Source organism: Sphingomonas sp. CCH5-D11 (assembly GCF_001557395.1).
Classification (GTDB): domain Bacteria; phylum Pseudomonadota; class Alphaproteobacteria; order Sphingomonadales; family Sphingomonadaceae; genus Sphingomonas.
The window spans coordinates 1-19,253 of the sequence record NZ_LSKH01000017.1; the positions used below are offsets into that span (position 1 = coordinate 1).

Genomic DNA, 19,253 nt, shown 5'->3' on the forward strand with positions numbered 1-19,253 from the left:
CCCCGGCCACCGGCGGCGCAGCGTTTCCGCTGGCTGCAGGGCAGCAATATCGGGAAGATCGGCATCGACCACGCCAGCGGGTACGCTGTCGGCTTTGGCGCTCAAGACCTCGGGCTTCCTTTGCACGCATCCCGCATAACAACTTGCGGATGTCAGGCGCATGACGCCCGATTGTGGTTTCTTTTCGGCGGCAATCTGGGCTGTAGAGGGCCGGCAGACAAGATGAACGGCGCCCGGCACATCCTCAGCTACGCTCAGACGCTTCGTGGCGGCGGGGTCGAACGCGCCCTGCTGCGTCTGGCGGGAGCATGGGCGAGGGAAGGCCGGCGCGTGACCCTGATCATCGGAGAAGCGGAGGGGCCTTTGCGAACCGAAGTTCCCGACACGGTCGAATGCGTCGGGCTGGGGACCAGTCGCTATACCGCCCTGCGAGCGGTCGCTGCCTATGCCGCGGACCTGCGCCCCGATATGATCTTCTGTCCTGGCAGCCATTATACGAGCATCGCGGCATGGACGAAGTGGCGTCTCGGGAAGGGCTGCCCGCCGATCGTGGGCAAGGTGTCCAATGCGCTGGAGCGGCCTGATTACGGGCCGGTGATGACGGTGGCGCACCGCGCGTGGCTGCGCCAGCACCCCGCCTTTCTCGACCGGGTCGTGGTTATGTCGGAGGCGAGCGCCGAGGCGGCGATCCGCCTCATGCGGCTCCCGCGGCAACGCATCGCCGTCATTCCAAACCCGCCCGCCCCGCGCCTACTGGACGCGCCACTGCCGCCATTGCCGCCGCGCTACATTCTTGGCGTCGGACGGCTGGCGCCGCAAAAACGCTGGGATCGCCTGGTCGAGATCATGCCCCGGCTGGCGCAGCGGATCCCGCTTGTCATCCTGGGGGAGGGCGAGTGCCGCGCGGCGCTGAGGGCGCAGGCGGATGCCCTTGGCGTCGAACTGCTGCTGCCCGGCCATGTCGCGGATCCGCTAGGCGCCATGGCGGGCGCCGCCGTGCTTGCCCTGACGTCCGATTTCGAAGGCGTGCCCGGCGTGCTGGGCGAGGCGCTTTCCATGGGTACGCCGGTCGTGACGACCGATTGTGCCCCTGCCGTGCGGGAAATCGTCGCGGCGCCATCGCTCGGGTCGATCGTTGCACGCGGTGATGCGGCCGCATTGGCGGCGGCGCTGGATCATTGGCTTGGGTCTCCAGTGCGCCCCCAGCCCGTTCCGCTGCCCGGCGCGGACTCGGCCGCGCGCTATCTCCGGCTGTTCGACGACCTTATTGCGGCATGACCCGGTTAGGCGCTGCCGCCTGCACGGCGGGCAGCGCAAGGCTGGCGGCTTCCGCCGCACGCAGCTTGGGATAGGCGTCCAGCGGCACGTCGAACCGCCGCGCATTGGCAAGCTGCGGCACGAGGCAGAGGTCGGAAATGTCGGGCGTGTCGCCGCCCAGGAATGGGCCGTCACCGGCCAACTTCTCTACCGCCGTCAGACCCTCCACGATCCAGTGGCGATACCAATCGTCCTTGGCGGCCTGATCCGCGCCGAACTGCGCCTCCAGCCGCTTCAGCACGCGCAGGTTGTTCAGCGGATGAACGTCCGCCGCAATGGCCAGCGCCCGCGCGAGCTGGTCGGATCGCACAAAGGGATCCTTGCTCACCATCGGCGGCTCGGGAAAGTTCGCGTCCAGCCAGTCCACGATCGCCAGACTTTGCGTCAGCGGCCTGCCGTCCACCACCAGGGTGGGCACGAACCCCTGCGGGTTGAGCGCACGGTTGGCGTCCTCGGCCTGCTCACCGGCCAGCAGGTTGACCGGCACCGTCTCATACCGGACGCCCTTCAGGTTCAGGCAGATGCGGACCCGATAGGAGGCGGAGGAGCGCCAGTAATCGTGAAGCACGATCCTCATGCGAGCGCCTCTTGCTCGCGCTCGTCCTCCACCGTCTCACTGCGCCGCTCCATTGCCGCCTTGATCATCGCGGTCATCGGATCGGCCAGCGCGAGGCCCAGAATGCCGAACAATGCGCTCGCCAGGATCTGCGCGCCAAGCGTCAGCGCCGGCGGCATGTCCACCGTACGCTTGGCAACCATCGGGATCAGCACATAGCCGTCGAAGGTCTGCACGATGACATAAGTGCCGATCGCCCAGATGCCGGTGTCCGCGCCCGCGGAGAAGCCGACGGCGATCATCAGCGCACCGGAGATGAAGGCGCCGATGTTCGGGATGAAGGCGAGGATGCCCGTCAGGATGCCGAGGATCATCGCCATGGGAACGCCGCCGATCATCAGCGCAATCCAGGTCAGCAAGCCCTCTGCGACCATGCCGATGATGCGGCCGAACAGGAGCCGCCGCAACGTGTAACCCATGCGCTCCGTCACGATCGCGAACTCTTCGCGCTTCTCCTCCGGGATCATCCACTGGAGGCCGCGTTCATAGACCCGCGGATCCATGGCGATGAACAGGCCGATCACCAGGATCATGAAGATGGTGGTGAGCGCGCCCACCGCAGTGCCGACCCACGAGGTGAGGCGACCCACCGAACTCATCGCCTGCCGGGCGATGCCGCTGATGTCCGACGCGCCCGGCATCAGGCCATGGCTGGTCAGCCAGCTGCTCAACAGCACCGCCTGCGCCTCCAGCGTCGCGCGCAGCTGATTGACCTGCTCCGCCACCTGCACGCCGGTGAGCACGAACGTGCCGATCAGGAAGATGACGGTCAGCAGGCAGACGATCAGCAACCGCCAGGCGCGCCCGATCGGCAGAACCCGGCCGAGCAGGCGTACACCGCCGTCCAGCATGGCGGCGAACACCAGGCCGGCAAAGATGATCAGCAACGGCTGCACGAGCAGCACGATCAAGGCGATGGCCGATGCCATGCCCAGCCATACGGCGGCGCGCTTTATCTCGCGGCGGGTGGCGGGATCGCGAACCTCATTCGGGCTGGCTCCTTCGACAATCCTGACGCCAGCTTCGCTCACCGTGTTTCCTCCGGGTGCAGCGAAATGCCCGCACGGCCGCTGCGCAGCGAACCAAACCACGTGACCGGGTTGATGGTTGCCGATCCATCGACGGAGAAGGTGATGAATTCGGCGCGCCCGCCGATATTTTCCCACGGCACCGGCCCGCCGAGCCCCTTTTCGCTGCCGCCCAGCGCAAAGCGGCTGTCGGCGGAACGATCGCGATTGTCACCCATCAGGAACAGGTGATTTTCCGGGATGCGGATCGGCCCGTAATAGTCGCCCGGGCTGGTGCCCAGCTCGACCGTGTCGAAGCGGCGGCCGTTCGGCAGCGTTTCGGTCACGATCGGCAGGCGGCAGACGGTGGCGCCGTCAGCGCGGGTGATCCGCGCTTCGGGATATTGCCACGGATCGCAGGTGGCGTTCCGGTCGACGGGCAGGTCGCGATAGTGGATCGGCCCGCGCGCCACTGGCCTGCCGTTCAGGATCACGGTGCCCGCGCGCACCTCCAGCGTGTCGCCGGGCAGGCCGATGACCCGCTTGATATAATCGCTCGTCTGCCCGGGCGGCGTGACGATCACGACGTCGCCGCGCTTCGGCATGGCGCCCCACACGCGCCCGCGCCATTCCGGCAACTGGAAGGACCAGCTTTCCACCGGCTCGCGCAGCACCGCTCCCCTGAAGACCGCCGCGGGATTGGGAATGGTCGGCGAGACGAAGGACCACCCGTAGGCAAATTTGGATACGATCAGCCGGTCGCCGACCTCCAGCCCCGGCAGCATGGATTCGCTGGGGATGTAAAAGGGCTTGGCGATGAAGCTGTGAAAGCCCAGCACCGCCAGGATCAGCCAGAACAGGCCCTTCGCCTCACCCCACCAATCAAAGCCGCGCGTGCGGCGTTGTTCGGGCGCTTCGTCAGCCGGGGGCTCGCCCGTCACCGGCAGTTTCTCGGCCAGATCGTTCACGTTCCTGAGGGTCACTCGTCCGGGATGGCCTCGATGATCACAAAGGCCTGCGCCCAGGGATGATCGTCGGTCAATGTCAAATGGATATGCGCGCGGTGGCGTGCGGGAATCATGGCGTCAAGCGCGGCTTTCGCGCCGCCCGACAGCGCCAGGGTCGGCGCGCCGGAGAGCGCGTTCACCACGCCGATGTCCTTCATGAACACGCCGCGGCGAAAGCCGGTGCCGACTGCCTTGGAGAAGGCCTCCTTGGCGGCGAACCTTTTCGCATAGGTGCCCGCGATGGTGAACGGCCGGCGCTTTGCCTTGGCGCGTTCCACATCGGTGAAGACCCGCTCCTCGAATCGTTCGCCGAACCGGTCGAGCGACGCCTGGATACGCTCGATGTTGCACAGGTCGGAGCCGAGGCCCACGATCATCGCGCCGCCTCCATCGCCGAGCGCATCCGACGGATGCTTTCGCCCAGCCCTGTGAAGATCGCCTCGCCGATCAGGAAGTGGCCGATGTTCAGCTCCACCACCTGCGGGATCGCCGCGATCGGCGCGACATTGTCGAAGGTCAGGCCGTGTCCGGCGTGAACCTCGATGCCGTTCTTCGCCGCCAGCGCGGCCGCATCGGCGATCCGCCTCAGCTCCTCCGCGCGTGCGCCGCCGTCGAGCTCGCAATAACGGCCGGTATGCAGCTCGACGACCGGCGCCTTCAGCCGCAGCGCCGCGTCGATCTGCCGCGCGTCCGGCTCGATGAACAGCGACACGCGCGTGCCCGCCTCACCAAGGGCGGCGACCATCGGCACCAATCGATCGAACTGGCCAGCCGCATCGATCCCGCCCTCGGTGGTGCGCTCCTCGCGCTTTTCGGGAACGATGCACGCGGCGTGCGGACGATGTCGCAGTGCGATCTCCACCATCTCCTGCGTCGCAGCCATTTCCAGGTTGAGCGGAATGGTCAGCGTATCGGAAAGCCGCGCGATATCCTCGTCGGTGATGTGCCGCCGATCCTCTCGCAGATGCGCCGTGATGCCGTCCGCCCCGGCCTCGGCCGCGAGCTGAGCCGCGCGCACCGGATCGGGATAGGCGCCGCCGCGGGCGTTCCGGACGGTTGCGACGTGATCGATGTTGACGCCCAGGCGCAAATATCCGCTCATCTACCCTCCATCCGCCGGGGCGCGGCCCGGTTCACGCTGCCGACCGGCTACCCGGCTTGATCGCGGGAATGGCAGCGAGCTCCGGCGGGAGCGAGTCCGCCTCATAGGTGGGCACATCAAGCCGGATCAGGGGAAAAAAGGGTACGCCAATGTCCGCCGTGCCGTTCGACCGGTCCACCAGCGCCGCGCCGGCGATCACCCGGCCGCCGGCCGCCTCGATCGCCTTGATCGCCTCGCGCGATGAGAGCCCGGTGGTGACGACATCCTCCATCATCAGCACCTCCTGCCCCTCTTCCAGGCGGAAGCCGCGGCGCAGTTCGAAGGTGCCGGTCGGCCGCTCCACGAACATCGCCTCCACGCCAAGCGCACGCGCCATCTCATGCCCGGCAATCACGCCGCCCATCGCCGGGGAGACCACCGCGGAGATGCGGCTACGCACGTCGGCGGGAATCCGCTCGACCAGCGCCTCGGCCAGCCGCGCACCCCGGCGCGGGTCCATCAGCACGCGGGCGCATTGCAGATAGCGCGAGGACCGGAGCCCCGACGACAGGATGAAATGCCCTTCCAGCAATGCGTCTGCCGCCCGGAATTCCGCCAGAACCTCGTCGTTGTTCACCAAAAGCCCTTTTTTCGTCCGCGCCCCGAAATACGAACGACGCGCCGGCCATGCAACGGACCGGCCGTTGCGGGTGCAAATAAAGCAACATGCGTGCTTGAGGCGCGCGAAACCCCTCCGTATAGGCGGCAGAGTCCAAGGGGTCTGCCGCAGGGGGTGTGCGGGCCTCACACTGGAGAGGCAAGGTTACCGCACGGATGAGAAGCGCGTTCAAGGGATGGATGCTGGCCGCTGGGCTCGCGCTGGCCGGGCTTGCGCCCGCCGCAGCCCAGCCGGCGGCAACGGGGGGCGATGTTGCAAGCGCCCCGGCCGAAGCGGCTGCGATCGGCAATTCGGTCAATGTCGGGGAGCGGGCGCCGGATGTGGCTCCCGCTGCACCGGGGGCGGCGGGCGCCGATTCCGCGCCGCTGACGGCAAGCCCGGTCATCGGTCAGCCGACCGATCGGCTCATGTCGATCCAGCCGCAGGTCACCAAGAATGGCCAGCGTGCGATGGATTTCCACAATGGCATCCTGTTCCCGCTGATCGTGGCGACCAGCCTGCTCGTGCTGGCGCTGCTGGTGTGGGTGGTGATCCGGTACCGCCAGGCGGCAAACCCGATCCCGTCCAAGACCAGCCACAACACCATCATCGAAGTGGTGTGGACGCTGGCGCCGGTGCTGATCCTTGTCGCCATTGCGGTGCCGTCGATCGGCCTGCTTTCGGCGCAGTTCAAGCCGGCACCCGCCGGTGCCGTGACGCTGAAGGCGATCGGCAACCAATGGTATTGGAGCTATCAGTATCCGGACCATGGCGGGATCGAGATCACCGCCAACATGCTCAAGGAAAAGAACGAGGTTGCCGCTGGTGAGCGCTTCCGTACCGATGCGGATGGCCCCCGCCTGCTCGCAACGGACAATCGTATCGTGCTGCCGGTGGGCGTGCCGATCCGCCTCATCACCACCGCCAATGACGTGATCCACAGCTGGGCGATGCCGGCGTTCTGGATCAAGCTGGATGCGGTGCCGGGCCGCCTGAACGAGACGAGCTTCACCATCGAGAAGCCGGGCATCTATTACGGCCAGTGCTCGGAACTGTGCGGTGCGCGCCATGCGTACATGCCGATCGCCGTTGAAGCGGTGTCGCCGGCGCAGTTCGCAGCGTGGATCCAGTCCAAGGGCGGCAAGATGCCGGGCGCGGCCGAGCCGTCGGCCGCTGCGATCCCGCAGCCTGGCGCGGACAATTCCGCCAGTGCCGCCGCTGAGGCGGCCGCGGCGGACAACCTGACCGGGCCGACGCAGAACGCCACCGTCGAACCTGCCACCTCCCCGCAGGGTGCCACCGCCAATCCGGGCGGCACCGGCGACACGGGACGCTGATCATGACCGATACCGCACTTCACCCGTCCGCCTTCCAGGCGCACGACGACCACGCGCACGACCATCACGACGCGGATCACAAGCCGGCGTTCTTCCAGCGCTGGTTCATGTCCACGAACCACAAGGACATCGGCACCCTCTACCTGATCTTCGCGATCTGCGCCGGCATCATCGGCGGCGCGATTTCGGGTCTGATGCGTGTCGAGCTGCGTGATCCGGGCATTCAGTATCTGCCGACCTGGCTGGCCATGCTGCATGGACCGGGCACGTTCGATGAAGCGCTCCACCTGTGGAACGTGATGATCACTGCCCACGGCCTCATCATGGTGTTCTTCATGGTGATGCCGGCGATGATCGGCGGGTTCGGCAATTGGTTCGTGCCGCTGATGATCGGTGCGCCGGACATGGCCTTCCCGCGCATGAACAACATCAGCTTCTGGCTGCTGGTGCCCTCGTTCCTGCTCTTGCTGGCCTCGCCCTTCTTCGGCGCGGGTGCGGGCACCGGGTGGACGGTCTATGCGCCGCTATCCACTTATGGTGAGCCCGGGCCGTCAGTCGACATGGCGATCCTGTCGCTGCACCTTTCGGGTGCGTCGTCGATCCTCGGCGCGATCAACTTCATCACCACCATCTTCAACATGCGCGCACCGGGCATGACGCTGCACAAGATGCCGCTGTTCGCCTGGTCGGTGCTGGTCACCGCGTTCCTGCTGCTGCTGTCGCTGCCGGTTCTCGCCGCTGCGATCACGATGCTGCTGACCGATCGCAACTTCGGCACGACCTTCTTCGATCCGGCCGGTGGTGGCGATCCGGTGCTGTACCAGCACCTGTTCTGGTTCTTCGGTCACCCCGAAGTGTACATCATGATCCTGCCGGGCTTCGGCATCATCAGCCACATCATCTCCACGTTCAGCCGCAAGCCCATCTTCGGCTATCTCGGCATGGCCTATGCCATGGTCGCGATCGGCGTGGTCGGCTTCGTCGTGTGGGCGCACCACATGTTCGCCACCGGCCTGAGCGTGAACACCAAGATGTATTTCACCGCCGCGACGATGGTGATCGCGGTGCCGACCGGCATCAAGATCTTCTCCTGGATCGCGACGATGTGGGGTGGCTCGCTCACCTTCAAGACGCCGATGGTCTGGGCGATCGGCTTCATCTTCATGTTCACCGTGGGCGGCGTGACGGGCGTTGTGCTCGCCAATGGCGGCGTCGACGATTACATGCATGACACCTATTACGTGGTGGCGCACTTCCACTACGTGCTGTCGCTGGGTGCCGTGTTCGCGCTGTTCGCCGGCTTCTATTACTGGTTCCCGAAGATGTCGGGGAAGATGTACAACGAGTTCCTCGGCCAGCTGCACTTCTGGGTGTTCTTCGCCGGCGTGAACGTCCTGTTCTTCCCGATGCACTTCCTGGGTCTTCAGGGCATGCCGCGGCGCTATCCGGATTATCCGGACGCCTATGCCTATTGGAACCAGATCGCGACCCATGGCTATGAGATCATGGCGCTGGGCATGGTGATCTTCTTCATCAACCTGGTTTGGTCGCTGGCCGCCGGCAAGAAGGCGCCCGACAACCCCTGGGGTGAAGGTGCAACGACGCTGGAGTGGACGCTGACCTCGCCGCCGCCGTATCACCAGTTCGAGACGCTGCCGGTGATCGAGGACGAAAAGCACCATTGATCGCTAGCCAATGGCAAAGAAAAAGCGCCTCGCGAGTGTTCTCGCGGGGCGCTTTTTCTTTCCGTTTGCAGCGGCGGAAGGTGCGGCGCCGACCAGGGGGCAACCGCACGGCACCGGCGCATCGCCGACGCAGCGTGCCTTTCTAGAGCCGGATGAAGAGGTTCAGCGCGGCGGCGTGAACCATGTTGACGCGCCGCCCGGGCGCGTCGCGGGTCTGGTTGAGGTATCCCGCCTCCAGCGTCGACGTGCCCGCCAGCGGGATCTCGACCCCGAAGAACGTGCGCACCTGATCAAATCCAGTGACACCGCCCCATTCGGCCGATTTCAGGCCGACAAAGCCCTCTACCGAGCCAAGCGCGGCCAGGCGTTTGCTGCCCGGCGCGAGCGGATATTCGAATCGCATCATCTGCCGCGCACGCAGCGACATGCCGTCGCCGTCGGAACGCCAGCGCTCTTCCAGCCGGGTGCGCGATTGCACCTCGAGGCGGCCGACCGTGCCGACGTTCCACGTCACTTGCTGGAACAGTCGGTCTTCCTGCAGATCGGGCCCGTTCTCCACCGGATCAATCACATGGGCGTAGCCCTGGTAGACAGTGACCTGCTTCGACAATTGCACGCCCACGGCTGGGCGCAGGAGCAGTTGCGACAGGCGCGAAACGCCGTCGCCGATCCGCGGCTGGACTTCCGCAAAGAAGACGACCGGTCCCTGGATCTGCCCCATCACCGTTCCGTTCACCCACAGCGCCTCGTCATGCGTCGTCTGGGCGGCGGCCGGAACGGCCATGGTCAGGGCGGACAGGAGACAGAGCGGCGTCAGGCGGTGCATGACGCCAACTCTAGCTGCGCGGGAGGTGAGTCGTCATGCTTTCGCGCGGCGGCAGCAACAAAATGTAGGAGAGGAAGACATGCCCGAGTTCCGGATGATCGATACCGGCCCGGTGCGGATTCGCACCGCGGTGGAGGGGTCGGGGCCGCTTGTCCTGATGGTCCACGGCTTCCCCGAAAGCTGGTGTTCCTGGCGGCATCAGCTCGGGCCCGTGGCGGCCGCCGGCTTCACCGCCGCCGCGATCGACGTGCGCGGCTATGGCGGATCGGACAAGCCGACCGACGTTGCGGATTATGCCATGGAGCATCTCGTCGCGGATATCGACGCCGTTGCCGAGGCGCTTCAACCGGGCGCACCGGCGATTCTCGTCGGGCATGACTGGGGCGCGCCCCAGGTCTGGAACGCGGCGCTCACCCGCCCCGATCGCATCCGCGCCGTGGCGGCCATGTCGGTCCCCCACACCGGGGTTCCGAGCCGCCCGTTCACCGAGGTGTTCCGGCAGGCCTTCACCAGCAAGGGACGCTTTTTCTATCAGGAATGGTTCCAGGAGGTCGGGCCGGCGGAAGCGGAAGCGGAGCGCGACGTCCGCGATTTCCTGCGCAAATTCTACTATGCCATTTCGGGCGATGCGCCGCCGGGCACATGGCCGACGAAGGCAGCGGGCGCCTCGCTGCTGGAGGGCATGGTCGATCCCGATCCGTTCCCCGCATGGCTGACGGCCGAGGACCTCGATTATTATGTCGCGGAGTTCGAAGCCTCCGGCTTCTTCGGGCCGATCAGTCGCTATCGCAATCACGAGCGCGATTTCGCCTGGCTGCAATCCTTCCGTGATCGCCGCATCGAACAGCCCGCCTTGTTCATCGGCGGGACCAAGGATCCGGCCACCATGGGCTTTGGCGCGATCACCGATCCGATCGGGATCATGCGGCCGCACGTTCCACGGGTGGAGGGTCATCTGCTCGACGGCTGCGGCCACTGGACGCAGCAGGAGCGCCCGGAGGAGGTGAACCGGCTGCTCGTCGACTGGCTCGGCCGCCTCGGCTGACCAACCGGCAGAGCGAAGGCGCCACAGCCCTTGGCGATTAGCGGCGCAGCATGAAGCCGCTTGCTCCGGCCGCGTAATAGCCGCAGCTAGTGCGCGGGGATCAAGGGGGCAGGCGGTGTGGCAGCCGGGCGGAACATGATTGGCCGGTCGCTGGACCGCGCCACCACTTTGCGCCTCGGCCGCACCCTTTCTGCCCAGGCTTATGGCCAGATTGTCACGATCCTGGTGCAGATCGCGCTCGTGCCGCTGCTGCTGCACGCCTGGGGCACCCGGCTCTATGGCGCGTGGCTGCTTCTATCCGCCGTGCCCTTTTACCTGACCTTCAGCGATCTCGGCTTCACCAACGTGGCGAAGAACGCGATGGTGATGGCGGTGGCGGCCGGCCGGCGCGATGTGGCGACGCGGGTCTTTCACAGCGTCTTTGCCCTGCTGTGCGCGGCATCACCGTTGCTGATGGTGGCCAGCGCGGCGCTCATCCTGGCCGTTGATCTCCGGCAATGGCTGGCGCTGGATGCGAAAGCGGCCGTTTCGGCCCCCGCCGTGCTCTTGCTGCTCATCCTCCAGGTTCTCCTCTACCAATTCTTTCTTCTGGTCTGCGCCGGCATCCGCTCCGGCAACCGGCCAGCGACGGAGGCCGCCTGGGCGGCCACTGCGCGGCTCATGGAGGGGGCGGCTATCGCGATCGCCGCATGGGCCGGCGGCGGATTGGTCGCCGCCGCCGCGGCGATGGTTGTCGCCCGGCTGATCGCGCTTTTCGCCGCCTATCGCTCGCTGCGGCGCCTTGCGGACTGGCTGCGGCTGGGTTGGCGACAGGCGGACGGGGCCGCGCTGGCCAGCCTCTGGCGACCGGCGCTCGCCCATATGCTGCTCCCGCTGGGGCAGGCGCTGCTGATTCACCTTCCCGTCGTGATCATCGGCGGGATCATGGGCGCGCTGGCAACGGTGACCTTCGCCACCACCCGTACCCTAGCGCGCCTCGGCATGGCTGCAACGAACATGATCAGCAACAGCGTCGCCAGCGAATATGCGGCGCTCGCCGGTCAGGGTGATCAGCATTGTGCCGCCAGGCTGCTGCGGCTCCAGGTCGGCGCCACCCTGATGCTGATCGCCGCCTATGGGCTGGCGATACTTGTCGCAGCACCCTTCGTCCTGCCGCTCCTCACGCATGATTCGGTCGGCGCCGTCTACCCGTTCCTGCCGCTGCTCGTCGCCGCCGTGGCGGCGGAGATGCTGTGGTCGGCACTGCTTACGCCGATCGCGGCGGTGAACAGGCACGGCGGCGTCACGGCCGCCTTCCTGATTGTCGCGCTCGCCACCATGGCCGCCGCCGGTGCGGTGACGGAGGCATGGGGCCTGACCGGCATCGCCGCCGCCCTGCTCGCCGCGCACGCCGCGATGATCCCGATCACTATCATCGCTGGACATCGCCGTGCGCGGTGAACGGGCCCGCTGCGTCCTCTTCATCGGCCTGTCCGCGCGGGGCCATGGCGGTATTCAGCGGTTCAATCGCCGGGTGATCGCGTCACTGGCGACCCTTGGCGTTCCCACCGTCACCGCCATGCGAGCCGAAGATACGCCGATGCGCTTTGCGGGCCGGGTCCTTTCCGGCGTTCTCGGCGCAGAACGGATCCTGATCGGGCACATCAATCTGCTGCCGCTAGCCCTGCTGATCCGCCTGCTACGGCCGCGCGCCCGGATCATCCTGTTCGCGCATGGGATCGAGTCATGGGGTGATCCCGCCTACCGCCCGGTGCGTTGGTGGGAGCCAGCGATGCTTCGGCACGTCGTCCATCGGGTGGCGATTGTCAGTAGATACTCGATGAGCAGGATGGCCGACGCCTTTGCCTTGGACGAGAGCAAATTTGTCCTCTTCCCCAATGCCGTCGATCTGCCCGGTGCGCCTGTGCGGCCGGAGGGCGAGACAATCCTGACGGTGGCGCGCCTTCAGGCTGGCGAACGCGAGAAGCACGTCGACAAGCTTGTCCGCGCCTTGCCGCTCCTCCCGGCGGCGCGTCTCATGGTGATCGGTGACGGGCCATTGCGGGCGGAATATCGCGCGCTTGCCGTTCAACTTGGTGTGGAGGCGCGCGTCGCACTCCCTGGCGCCGTTTCCGACATCGCCCTCGCCCGCGCTTATGCGGAAGCCCGCCTCTTCGCTCTTCCATCCTCGAAGGAGGGCTTCGGGATCGTCTATCTGGAGGCGTGGGCGCGCGGGCTGCCGGTGGTCGGATCCTGCTTCGGCGCGGCGGGGGAAGTGATCAGCGATGGGGTGGACGGCTTCACGATCGATCCCGCCGATGTCGGCGCGTTGGCGCACGCGCTAGGCCGATTGCTGGACGATCGGCGTCTGGCCGATCGCATGGGGGCGGCCGGGCGCCTGAAGGTCGAACGGCATTACACCGGCTCTGCCTTTACGCGAAACCTTGAGGCTCTTCTCTACAGCGACATGCCATTGACCGGGATGACCTGAACCGTACGCGCCCGCCGGGTACGGCCGATCAGCAGCAGCAGCGCGGCCACCAGCAGCAGAAACGGAAAACCGCGGCAGAAGAAGGACAGCATCGTGCTCGCCTCTTTCTCGGCGAGATGGGCCGTGGCGGTCAGCACGAACGCGCCCCAGACATTGCCGGCAAGGCGACCACCCAGCAGATCCAGCGCGACAAAGGTCAGCGTGCTCACCAGCACGGGGAGCAGCAGCACGCCGGCAAGCCCGAACGCGGCAAGGCTGCTGGCCACCAGCCCCACCACCGGGCGCGCGATCGAGCCGTTGGCGCGAAAGCCATAATGCCAGGCGATGCGGTCGGGGGCGTTGGCCAGCGACTTGTTCATGAGAAAACCGGGAAGCAGGGTTTCCGCCGGATCGCGCCAAAGGTCCGCGCCGCCCATGGTTCCGCGCTCCGTCAGCCCGCGCGCCACCAAATCGATGGGCTGGATCATGGTGAACCGCTCCGTGTTCCAGGCCAGCGGATAAATGTAGCTGTCCCGCCAGACGAGCTGATGCCCCTGCGCGATCCGGTCCGCCTCGGCGGTCAAGCGTGCGGGATCAAAACCGGCATCGCGCATCACCTGCCAGGTGGCGGTGATCCGCCCGGTGCTGCGAACATCGGCCATGGTGCGCACGATCTGGATCGCCGGCATCACCAGCGCGAGCAGCAGCACGACGCCAGCGACGGCCGGTACGATCCAGCGCAGCCGCAGGCGCTTTCCGTGGACAAGAAAGACGAGGGTGATCGCCAGCAGAAAATCGAACAATGTCCGCTTCGTGTTGTCGGCCAGCGTCAGGGCCAGAACGATCACGGCCATGGCGGCCAGCACGGCGAGATGGCGCTGTTGCCGGGGGTGGCGCGCGACCAGGCCGGCCTGCATGGCGGCGCCGAGCGGTAGCAGTGGATAGAAGGTGCCGAAGCCGCCGAAGCCGCCAGCCTCGAACCCGCCCGCCACGGCAATCGGGCGAAACTGGGTCTGCAGAAACAGAAACGCGCTGCCGAGGAGGAATGTGGGGACAGCCAGCCGCGCAAGGTCGGGCGAATGGCTCGTGATCGCCCGCAGCTCCCCTGTCATGCGCGAGGACCGGCGAACCATGCGGCTCATCATGTAGCCGATGCTGATCGAAGAAAAACCGAGAAGGAGATAGCCGGCAGAAAGCTCCGGGACATGAAGATTGGTATGAACCGGCTGTCCCGCCATCGTCTTTATCATAAGCGCGCCCGTGCCGAAGTAGACGGTCATGATCATGTAGAGACCGTCAGAAACGCGCCAGTTTTGGACTACAAAAGGTAATAGCGCGGCGCTGGAGATCAGCAGAAGGACAGCGAGAAGCCACAGGTCAGCGCCTAGGAAAAGTTGCAAAATCGCCGCCACCGCAAGGCCAGCTAGATATATCCAGCCAAGCGACTTCATGAGCGTACGCACATCCTCCCCACTTCACTCCAACGAGCTTCTATCAACCAAGGGTATAAACGTCGATCCACCCAGTTGCGGTAAGTTAATGGATCGCTTAGTCTTGACGGCGGGGGGAGAAAGCAATGGCAAATCGCGATGGCGCGGCCGCTTGACGGGCGGATCACGCGTGCGTGGGAGGGGGGACCGAGCTTCGCGCTGAGCAATCGGCTGTACCGGCTCGCCTGGGCGGTGACCTGGTGGCTTCTGATCCGCTGGACGCCGCCGCCGCTGCGCGCGTGGCGACGATTGCTGTTGCGTTTGTTCGGCGCGCGAGTCGCGCCAACGGCGAATGTCTATGGCAGCGTCCGGATCTGGTCGCCCGCCAACCTTTCGATGGGCGATCATGCGGCGATCGGGCCTGGGGCGATCATCTATTCCATGGCGCCGGTCATCATCGGGTCGCATGCGGTGATTTCGCAGCGCGCCCATCTGTGCGCCGGCTCGCATGACGTGGAGGATGCCGCCTTTCAGCTTCTCGCGCGTCCGATCACCGTGGGCGCCCGCGCTTGGGTGGCGGCAGAAGCGTTCGTGGGGCCTGGCGTCACCATCGGTACCGGCGCGGTGCTGGGGGCTCGCGGCTGCGCCATGCGCGATCTGGCGCGATGGACCGTTTACGGCGGTAACCCGGCACGCAAGTTGCGCGAGCGGCGCATCCGCTTCGGAAGCGCGGCGTGATCCTGCGGGCGCCTGTGGAGGCTCCTCAGCGTTCAGATGCGAAACCCGACCTCACGGTCGTGATCCTCACCTTCAACGAGGCGCATCATGTCGGCCGCGCCATCGCAAGCGTACGCGGCATCGCGCGCGATGTGCTGGTGGTGGACAGCTTCTCCACCGATGCCACCGTAGAGGTGGCGCAGGAGGCTGGCGCACGGGTGGTGCAGCACCCGTTCACCAGCCATGCCGCGCAGCTGCAATGGGCGCTGGATCACGGCGCGATCGCCACCGGATGGACGCTGCGGCTGGACGCCGACGAGCTAATCGAGCCGGATCTCGCCAGCGCGATCGTGCGCACCCTGCCCATACTCGACGCCGGCGTCACCGGTGTCCTGCTGAACCGCAAGCACATCTTCATGGGTCGCTGGATCCGCCACGGTGGTCGCCATCCCTTGTGGCTGCTGCGGATCTGGCGCACCGGGGCTGGGCGGGTGGAACGCCGCTGGATGGACGAACATGTGGTGGTGGGTCGCGGCAGGACGATCCAATTGGCCGGCGGCTTCGCCGATGCCAATGCAGGCGACCTGACCTTCTTCACCGCCAAGCATAACGGTTACGCCAGCCGCGAGGCGGTGGAGGTGCTGGCGGCCCGCTACGCCTTGTTCGACAGGGATGGTGACAGCGAAGCCGTCGCCCTTTCCCCGCCGGCACGGCGCAAGCGGCAGGTGAAAAGGCTCGTGTACGATCGCCTGCCGCTCTGGGCGGCGCCGCTCGGCTATTTCCTATTTCGCTACGTCGGTCAGGGCGGCTTTCTCGATGGCCGGCCGGGGCTGATTTATCACGTGCTGCAGGGCTTCTGGTATCGCTTCCTGGTCGCGGCCAAGGTGGCGGAATGGGACCGGGAATTAGCCGCCTGCTCCTCCGGCAGCGCGCGTCTCGTGCGTCTCGCGGTGCTCAGCGGCCTGCCGATTGCGCCCTCGGCATGACGCGCATCCTGCGTATCATCGCGAGTGCCGATCCACGCACCGGGGGCCCGATCGAAGGGGCGCGTCGGGTAGGGGAGATCTGGGCCGGGCAGGGGCACCGGCAGGATATGCTGACGCTCGATCCGCCGCAGGAGCGCCACCTGCCCGATTATCCCGGCACCATCATCGCCCTGGGTCCGGATCGCGGGGCCGGGCCGCTGCGCCGCTATCGCTATGCGCCGCACATGGTGCCCTGGCTTCGCGAACACGCCGGCGCCTATGATGCGATCATCATATCCGGTCTGTGGCGCTATGCCGCCCGCGGCGCAGCGGTTGCGCTTGCGGGCGGGCGCACGCCTTACTTTGTTTTTCCCCATGGAGCGCTTGATCCGTGGTTCCGCCGTGCCGCCCCGCTGAAGCATCTTGCCAAGCAGGCGAGCTGGTGGTGGACCGAAGGACGCCTGCTCGCTGGCGCGCGCGCCGTGCTCTTCACCAGCGAGGAGGAGCGATTGCGCGCCCATGGCGCATTCCGGCCCTATCGGCTGCGGAGCGCCGTAGTGAATTACGGCACGGCCGACCTGGGCGACCCTGACCAGGATTTCGTGGCGGCCTTTCGTCGCGTGCTGCCGCCGCTGCGCGGCCGCCCGTTCCTGCTCTTCCTCGGCAGGATTCATCCGAAAAAGGGCTGCGACCTGCTGGTCGAGGCGTTTGCGAAGGTCGCCGCCCGCGACCCAGCGCTCGATCTGGTGATCGCCGGCCCGGACGAAGCGGGCCTTGTGCCGCACCTGCGCACGGTGGCGGTGCGCGCCGGATTGGCGGAGCGGGTTCATTTCCCCGGCATGCTCGACGGCGCGACCAAGGCCGGCGCGCTGCAGGCCGCCACCGCCTTTGTTCTGCCCTCGCACCAGGAAAATTTCGGGATCGCCGTGGCAGAGGCGCTTGCCGCCGGCACGCCGGTACTCGTCAGCGATCAGGTCGCCATCTGGCGCGAAGCGGTGGCGGACGGGGCGGGACTGGTGGCTCCCGACACGCAAGAAGGGACGATCGCGCTGTTGACGCGCTTTCTCGATTGTTCTCCGGCCGAGCGCGCGGCCATGCGGCGCAAGGCGCGCGCCTCGTTCCTGACCCGCTTTCACATCTCACAGGCCGCCGACAGCCTGCGGACCCTGATCGAACGCGAGATCGCCTGACGGGGCCTGTCCTACATCCTTTCGCCTGCTGTAGAACATAAGCGGAACACAGCAGGAGTGACGATAGTGGCGGAAGTGGAGATACCCGCGGGGTTCGTACCGCAATATGCAATGGCGTTCGGCGCGGTCGACGCGCCGGCGGTTGCCGTTCACGATGGCAACCCATTGCCCGTGCGGCTGTTGAAGAAGCCGGCCGGGTCGGTGCCACTGGCGGGTTCGCTGGGGGCCAGCGGACTTGCCGGCCCTTTCCTGCCGGAACTGGATCGACCGATCTGGGTCACCCTTTCCGGCGACTGGTCCGGCACGGTGGACCTGCTCCGCTCGGTCGATGGCGGCGTCACCAAGTTCCCGCTGACGGCTGGCGGTGCACGCTGGGCGCGCTTCACAGCCAACGCCAATGAAGCCGCCGCCGAGGAAAGTGAGGTGGGCGCGAGCTATTATCTCTTCGCCACGCTCACAGGCGGCACCCTCACCTATCGGGTGGCGCAATGAGCGCGCGTGATCTGGTGGCGCGCGGCCTCACCGCTCGCGTGCGCGACGCCGTCACGATGGCCGGGCGGCACAACTTGTTATCCCGCGCGGCGGCCGCGGCGGCGGGGCGCAACCCGGTGGTCCTGCGGCCCTGGCTCGCGCCACCGGCCTATGCACCCGGCACGCCCTATGCGGTGGGCGAGATCGTCAGCCACAATGGCGGCTGGTATTTGTGCGGCCTTGCCGGCACATCGCCTTCCACGGGCGCCGGCCCTGCCACCACCAGCAGCGGCCAATATGTCGCGGACGGCAACAGTTCGCTTTACTGGACCTATCTTGGCGGCGCGTGCGCTGCCGATCCCGCCGATGGCGCGCCCATCGTCTCCTTTGTGACGAGCAATCCTTCCCTGGGAGCGACCTGGACACCGGCCAGCCATCCCGGCGCCTATACGGTTCGCGGCGCGGCCACCGCGCCGTTGCGGACCAATTTCTGGACGCTGGCGAGCTTCGAGGCAAAGGCCGGCATGCCCATGTGCGCCGGCGCATCCGTGTCCTTCACCTGTGATGGCGACAGATTGGCGTTATTCCTTCCCGCAGGATCGGCGCAGGTCAGGGTGATCGTCGACGGGCGCTATCTGATGCCGGGCAGCCATGTGGTTGCCGGTCAGGACCAGTGGATGGTGATCGACTGGTCAGGAAGCACGGGACGGCGGCTCCGCCATTATGAGCTCGAAACCGGCAAGAGCGCGTCCTGTTTCGGCGGGGTCCAGGCCGCTCCATCGGCGATCGTCAGCGCTGGCGGCGGCGGCGCGCCGCGCATGGTCGTCATCGGCGACAGCTATAATGCCGGGTCCAGCTATGGTCCGTGGCTGGCAGGCGGATCGATTGCCCAGTTGCTCGCCAAGCGGCTTGGCTGGCGCGATACCTGGAACCTCTCGGTCGGCGGCACCGGCTACTGCAACGCCTCGCCATCCGGGTTCGTGACCTTTGGCCAGCGCGTGCCGCATGCGCTGTCGCTGTCACCTGATGTCGTGCTGCTGATGGGATCCACCAACGACGCCGGCTATGCGCCTGCGCAGGTGCAGGCGGCAGCCCTCGCCACGTTGCGTGCGCTGCGCGCGGGCACCGCGGCGCCGGTGATCGTGGTTGGCGTGCCGTCCATCAACGTGCCCGGCGCACCGGCGACCGAGGCCGCGATCGCTGCGGCCGTGGCACAGCATGGCGATCCGCTCACCTTCTTCATCCCGATCTGCGGCGCCGTGCCGCCCTGGGTGTTGGGCGCGTGGAACAACGGCACCGGCGTGCCGGCTGGCGTGGCGAACGCCGGCTTCTATGTGGCGGCCGATAACGTCCACCCGCCGGAACTCGGCTTCGATCATTATGCCCAGCGGATCGAACAGGCCATCCGGTCCGAGGTTCTGCCAGCGCTGGCGCTGACACCAGCCTAGGCGA

General features: G+C 66.7%; 19 protein-coding genes. 11 read left to right on the forward strand and 8 right to left on the reverse strand.

Annotated elements, in window-relative coordinates; translation table 11 throughout:
* Positions 1–171 precede the first annotated feature (171 nt).
* Positions 172–1,278, forward strand: a complete 1,107-nt coding sequence (locus AX702_RS00720; protein WP_231731675.1) for a glycosyltransferase — start codon at positions 172–174, stop codon at positions 1,276–1,278.
* Here AX702_RS00720 and maiA read toward each other — a convergent pair.
* From maiA to pyrE, 6 genes are read right to left on the reverse strand one after another with little or no spacing between them, the layout of a single operon-like run.
* A complete protein-coding gene (gene maiA, locus AX702_RS00725; RefSeq protein ID WP_066775047.1) occupies positions 1,265–1,894 on the reverse strand; it encodes a maleylacetoacetate isomerase in 630 nt (209 codons plus the stop codon). The genes AX702_RS00720 and maiA overlap by 14 nt on opposite strands.
* On the reverse strand, positions 1,891–2,964 hold the full coding sequence (locus AX702_RS00730) for an AI-2E family transporter (RefSeq protein ID WP_066775050.1): 1,074 nt from the start codon (positions 2,962–2,964) through the stop codon (positions 1,891–1,893). Before AX702_RS00730 ends, maiA begins: the two co-directional genes overlap by 4 nt.
* Complete coding sequence (lepB, locus tag AX702_RS00735) at positions 2,961–3,923, reverse strand: signal peptidase I (protein ID WP_082745902.1); 963 nt, start codon at positions 3,921–3,923, stop codon at positions 2,961–2,963. Before lepB ends, AX702_RS00730 begins: the two co-directional genes overlap by 4 nt.
* Positions 3,920–4,324, reverse strand: a complete 405-nt coding sequence (gene acpS, locus AX702_RS00740) for a holo-ACP synthase (RefSeq protein ID WP_066775054.1) — start codon at positions 4,322–4,324, stop codon at positions 3,920–3,922. Before acpS ends, lepB begins: the two co-directional genes overlap by 4 nt.
* Positions 4,321–5,049, reverse strand: a complete 729-nt coding sequence (locus AX702_RS00745) for a pyridoxine 5'-phosphate synthase (protein ID WP_066775056.1) — start codon at positions 5,047–5,049, stop codon at positions 4,321–4,323. The genes acpS and AX702_RS00745 overlap by 4 nt, the downstream gene beginning before the upstream one ends.
* A gap of 31 nt (positions 5,050–5,080) precedes the next feature.
* The gene (pyrE, locus tag AX702_RS00750; protein WP_066775058.1) at positions 5,081–5,665 is read right to left on the reverse strand and encodes an orotate phosphoribosyltransferase; all 585 of its coding nucleotides are present in this window, start codon (positions 5,663–5,665) and stop codon (positions 5,081–5,083) included.
* A gap of 197 nt (positions 5,666–5,862) precedes the next feature.
* Between pyrE and coxB the strand changes: the two genes are divergently transcribed.
* Positions 5,863–7,023 carry a cytochrome c oxidase subunit II gene (coxB, locus tag AX702_RS00755; protein WP_066775061.1) on the forward strand — a complete coding sequence of 387 codons (1,161 nt, stop codon included), beginning with the start codon at positions 5,863–5,865 and terminating at the stop codon, positions 7,021–7,023.
* Positions 7,024–7,025: 2 nt separating this feature from the next.
* Positions 7,026–8,708 (forward strand): cytochrome c oxidase subunit I, encoded by a 1,683-nt coding sequence (gene ctaD / locus AX702_RS00760; protein WP_066775065.1) that lies wholly within the window; start codon positions 7,026–7,028, stop codon positions 8,706–8,708.
* 142 nt (positions 8,709–8,850) lie between these two features.
* Here the strand turns inward: ctaD and AX702_RS00765 are convergent, their stop codons facing one another.
* Positions 8,851–9,534, reverse strand: coding sequence for a DUF2490 domain-containing protein (locus tag AX702_RS00765; protein WP_066775067.1), 684 nt, complete (start codon positions 9,532–9,534; stop codon positions 8,851–8,853).
* A gap of 79 nt (positions 9,535–9,613) precedes the next feature.
* Here AX702_RS00765 and AX702_RS00770 point away from each other — a divergent pair, with 79 nt between their 5' ends.
* The 3 genes from AX702_RS00770 (at position 9,614) to AX702_RS00780 (ending at position 13,049) form a co-directional block, all read left to right on the forward strand.
* Entirely contained in the window at positions 9,614–10,579 is a 966-nt protein-coding gene (locus tag AX702_RS00770) for an alpha/beta fold hydrolase (protein ID WP_066775069.1), read from the forward strand.
* Between the two features lie 135 nt (positions 10,580–10,714).
* A complete protein-coding gene (locus AX702_RS00775; protein WP_066775072.1) occupies positions 10,715–12,019 on the forward strand; it encodes a hypothetical protein in 1,305 nt (434 codons plus the stop codon).
* A complete protein-coding gene (locus AX702_RS00780) occupies positions 12,009–13,049 on the forward strand; it encodes a glycosyltransferase family 4 protein (RefSeq protein ID WP_066775075.1) in 1,041 nt (346 codons plus the stop codon). The genes AX702_RS00775 and AX702_RS00780 overlap by 11 nt, the downstream gene beginning before the upstream one ends.
* On the opposite strand, the gene AX702_RS00785 is transcribed toward AX702_RS00780, so the two are convergent.
* Entirely contained in the window at positions 13,016–14,314 is a 1,299-nt protein-coding gene (locus tag AX702_RS00785) for a hypothetical protein (protein WP_066775077.1), read from the reverse strand. The two genes, AX702_RS00780 and AX702_RS00785, sit on opposite strands and share 34 nt — an antisense overlap.
* A gap of 303 nt (positions 14,315–14,617) precedes the next feature.
* On the opposite strand from AX702_RS00785, the gene AX702_RS00790 reads away from it, so the two are divergent.
* The 5 genes from AX702_RS00790 to AX702_RS00810 are packed head-to-tail and all read left to right on the forward strand — an operon-like array spanning position 14,618 to position 19,249.
* Positions 14,618–15,196, forward strand: a complete 579-nt coding sequence (locus AX702_RS00790) for a putative colanic acid biosynthesis acetyltransferase (protein ID WP_066775080.1) — start codon at positions 14,618–14,620, stop codon at positions 15,194–15,196.
* The gene (locus tag AX702_RS00795; protein ID WP_197420452.1) at positions 15,193–16,161 is read left to right on the forward strand and encodes a glycosyltransferase family 2 protein; all 969 of its coding nucleotides are present in this window, start codon (positions 15,193–15,195) and stop codon (positions 16,159–16,161) included. The genes AX702_RS00790 and AX702_RS00795 overlap by 4 nt, the downstream gene beginning before the upstream one ends.
* Positions 16,158–17,330, forward strand: coding sequence for a glycosyltransferase (locus AX702_RS00800; protein WP_066775084.1), 1,173 nt, complete (start codon positions 16,158–16,160; stop codon positions 17,328–17,330). The genes AX702_RS00795 and AX702_RS00800 overlap by 4 nt, the downstream gene beginning before the upstream one ends.
* Before the next feature lie 57 nt (positions 17,331–17,387).
* Positions 17,388–17,822: a hypothetical protein gene (locus tag AX702_RS00805; protein ID WP_156455297.1), complete on the forward strand. Its 435-nt coding sequence runs from the start codon at positions 17,388–17,390 to the stop codon at positions 17,820–17,822.
* Complete coding sequence (locus tag AX702_RS00810) at positions 17,819–19,249, forward strand: GDSL-type esterase/lipase family protein (protein WP_066775089.1); 1,431 nt, start codon at positions 17,819–17,821, stop codon at positions 19,247–19,249. Before AX702_RS00805 ends, AX702_RS00810 begins: the two co-directional genes overlap by 4 nt.
* The last annotated feature ends 4 nt before the right edge of the window (positions 19,250–19,253 follow it).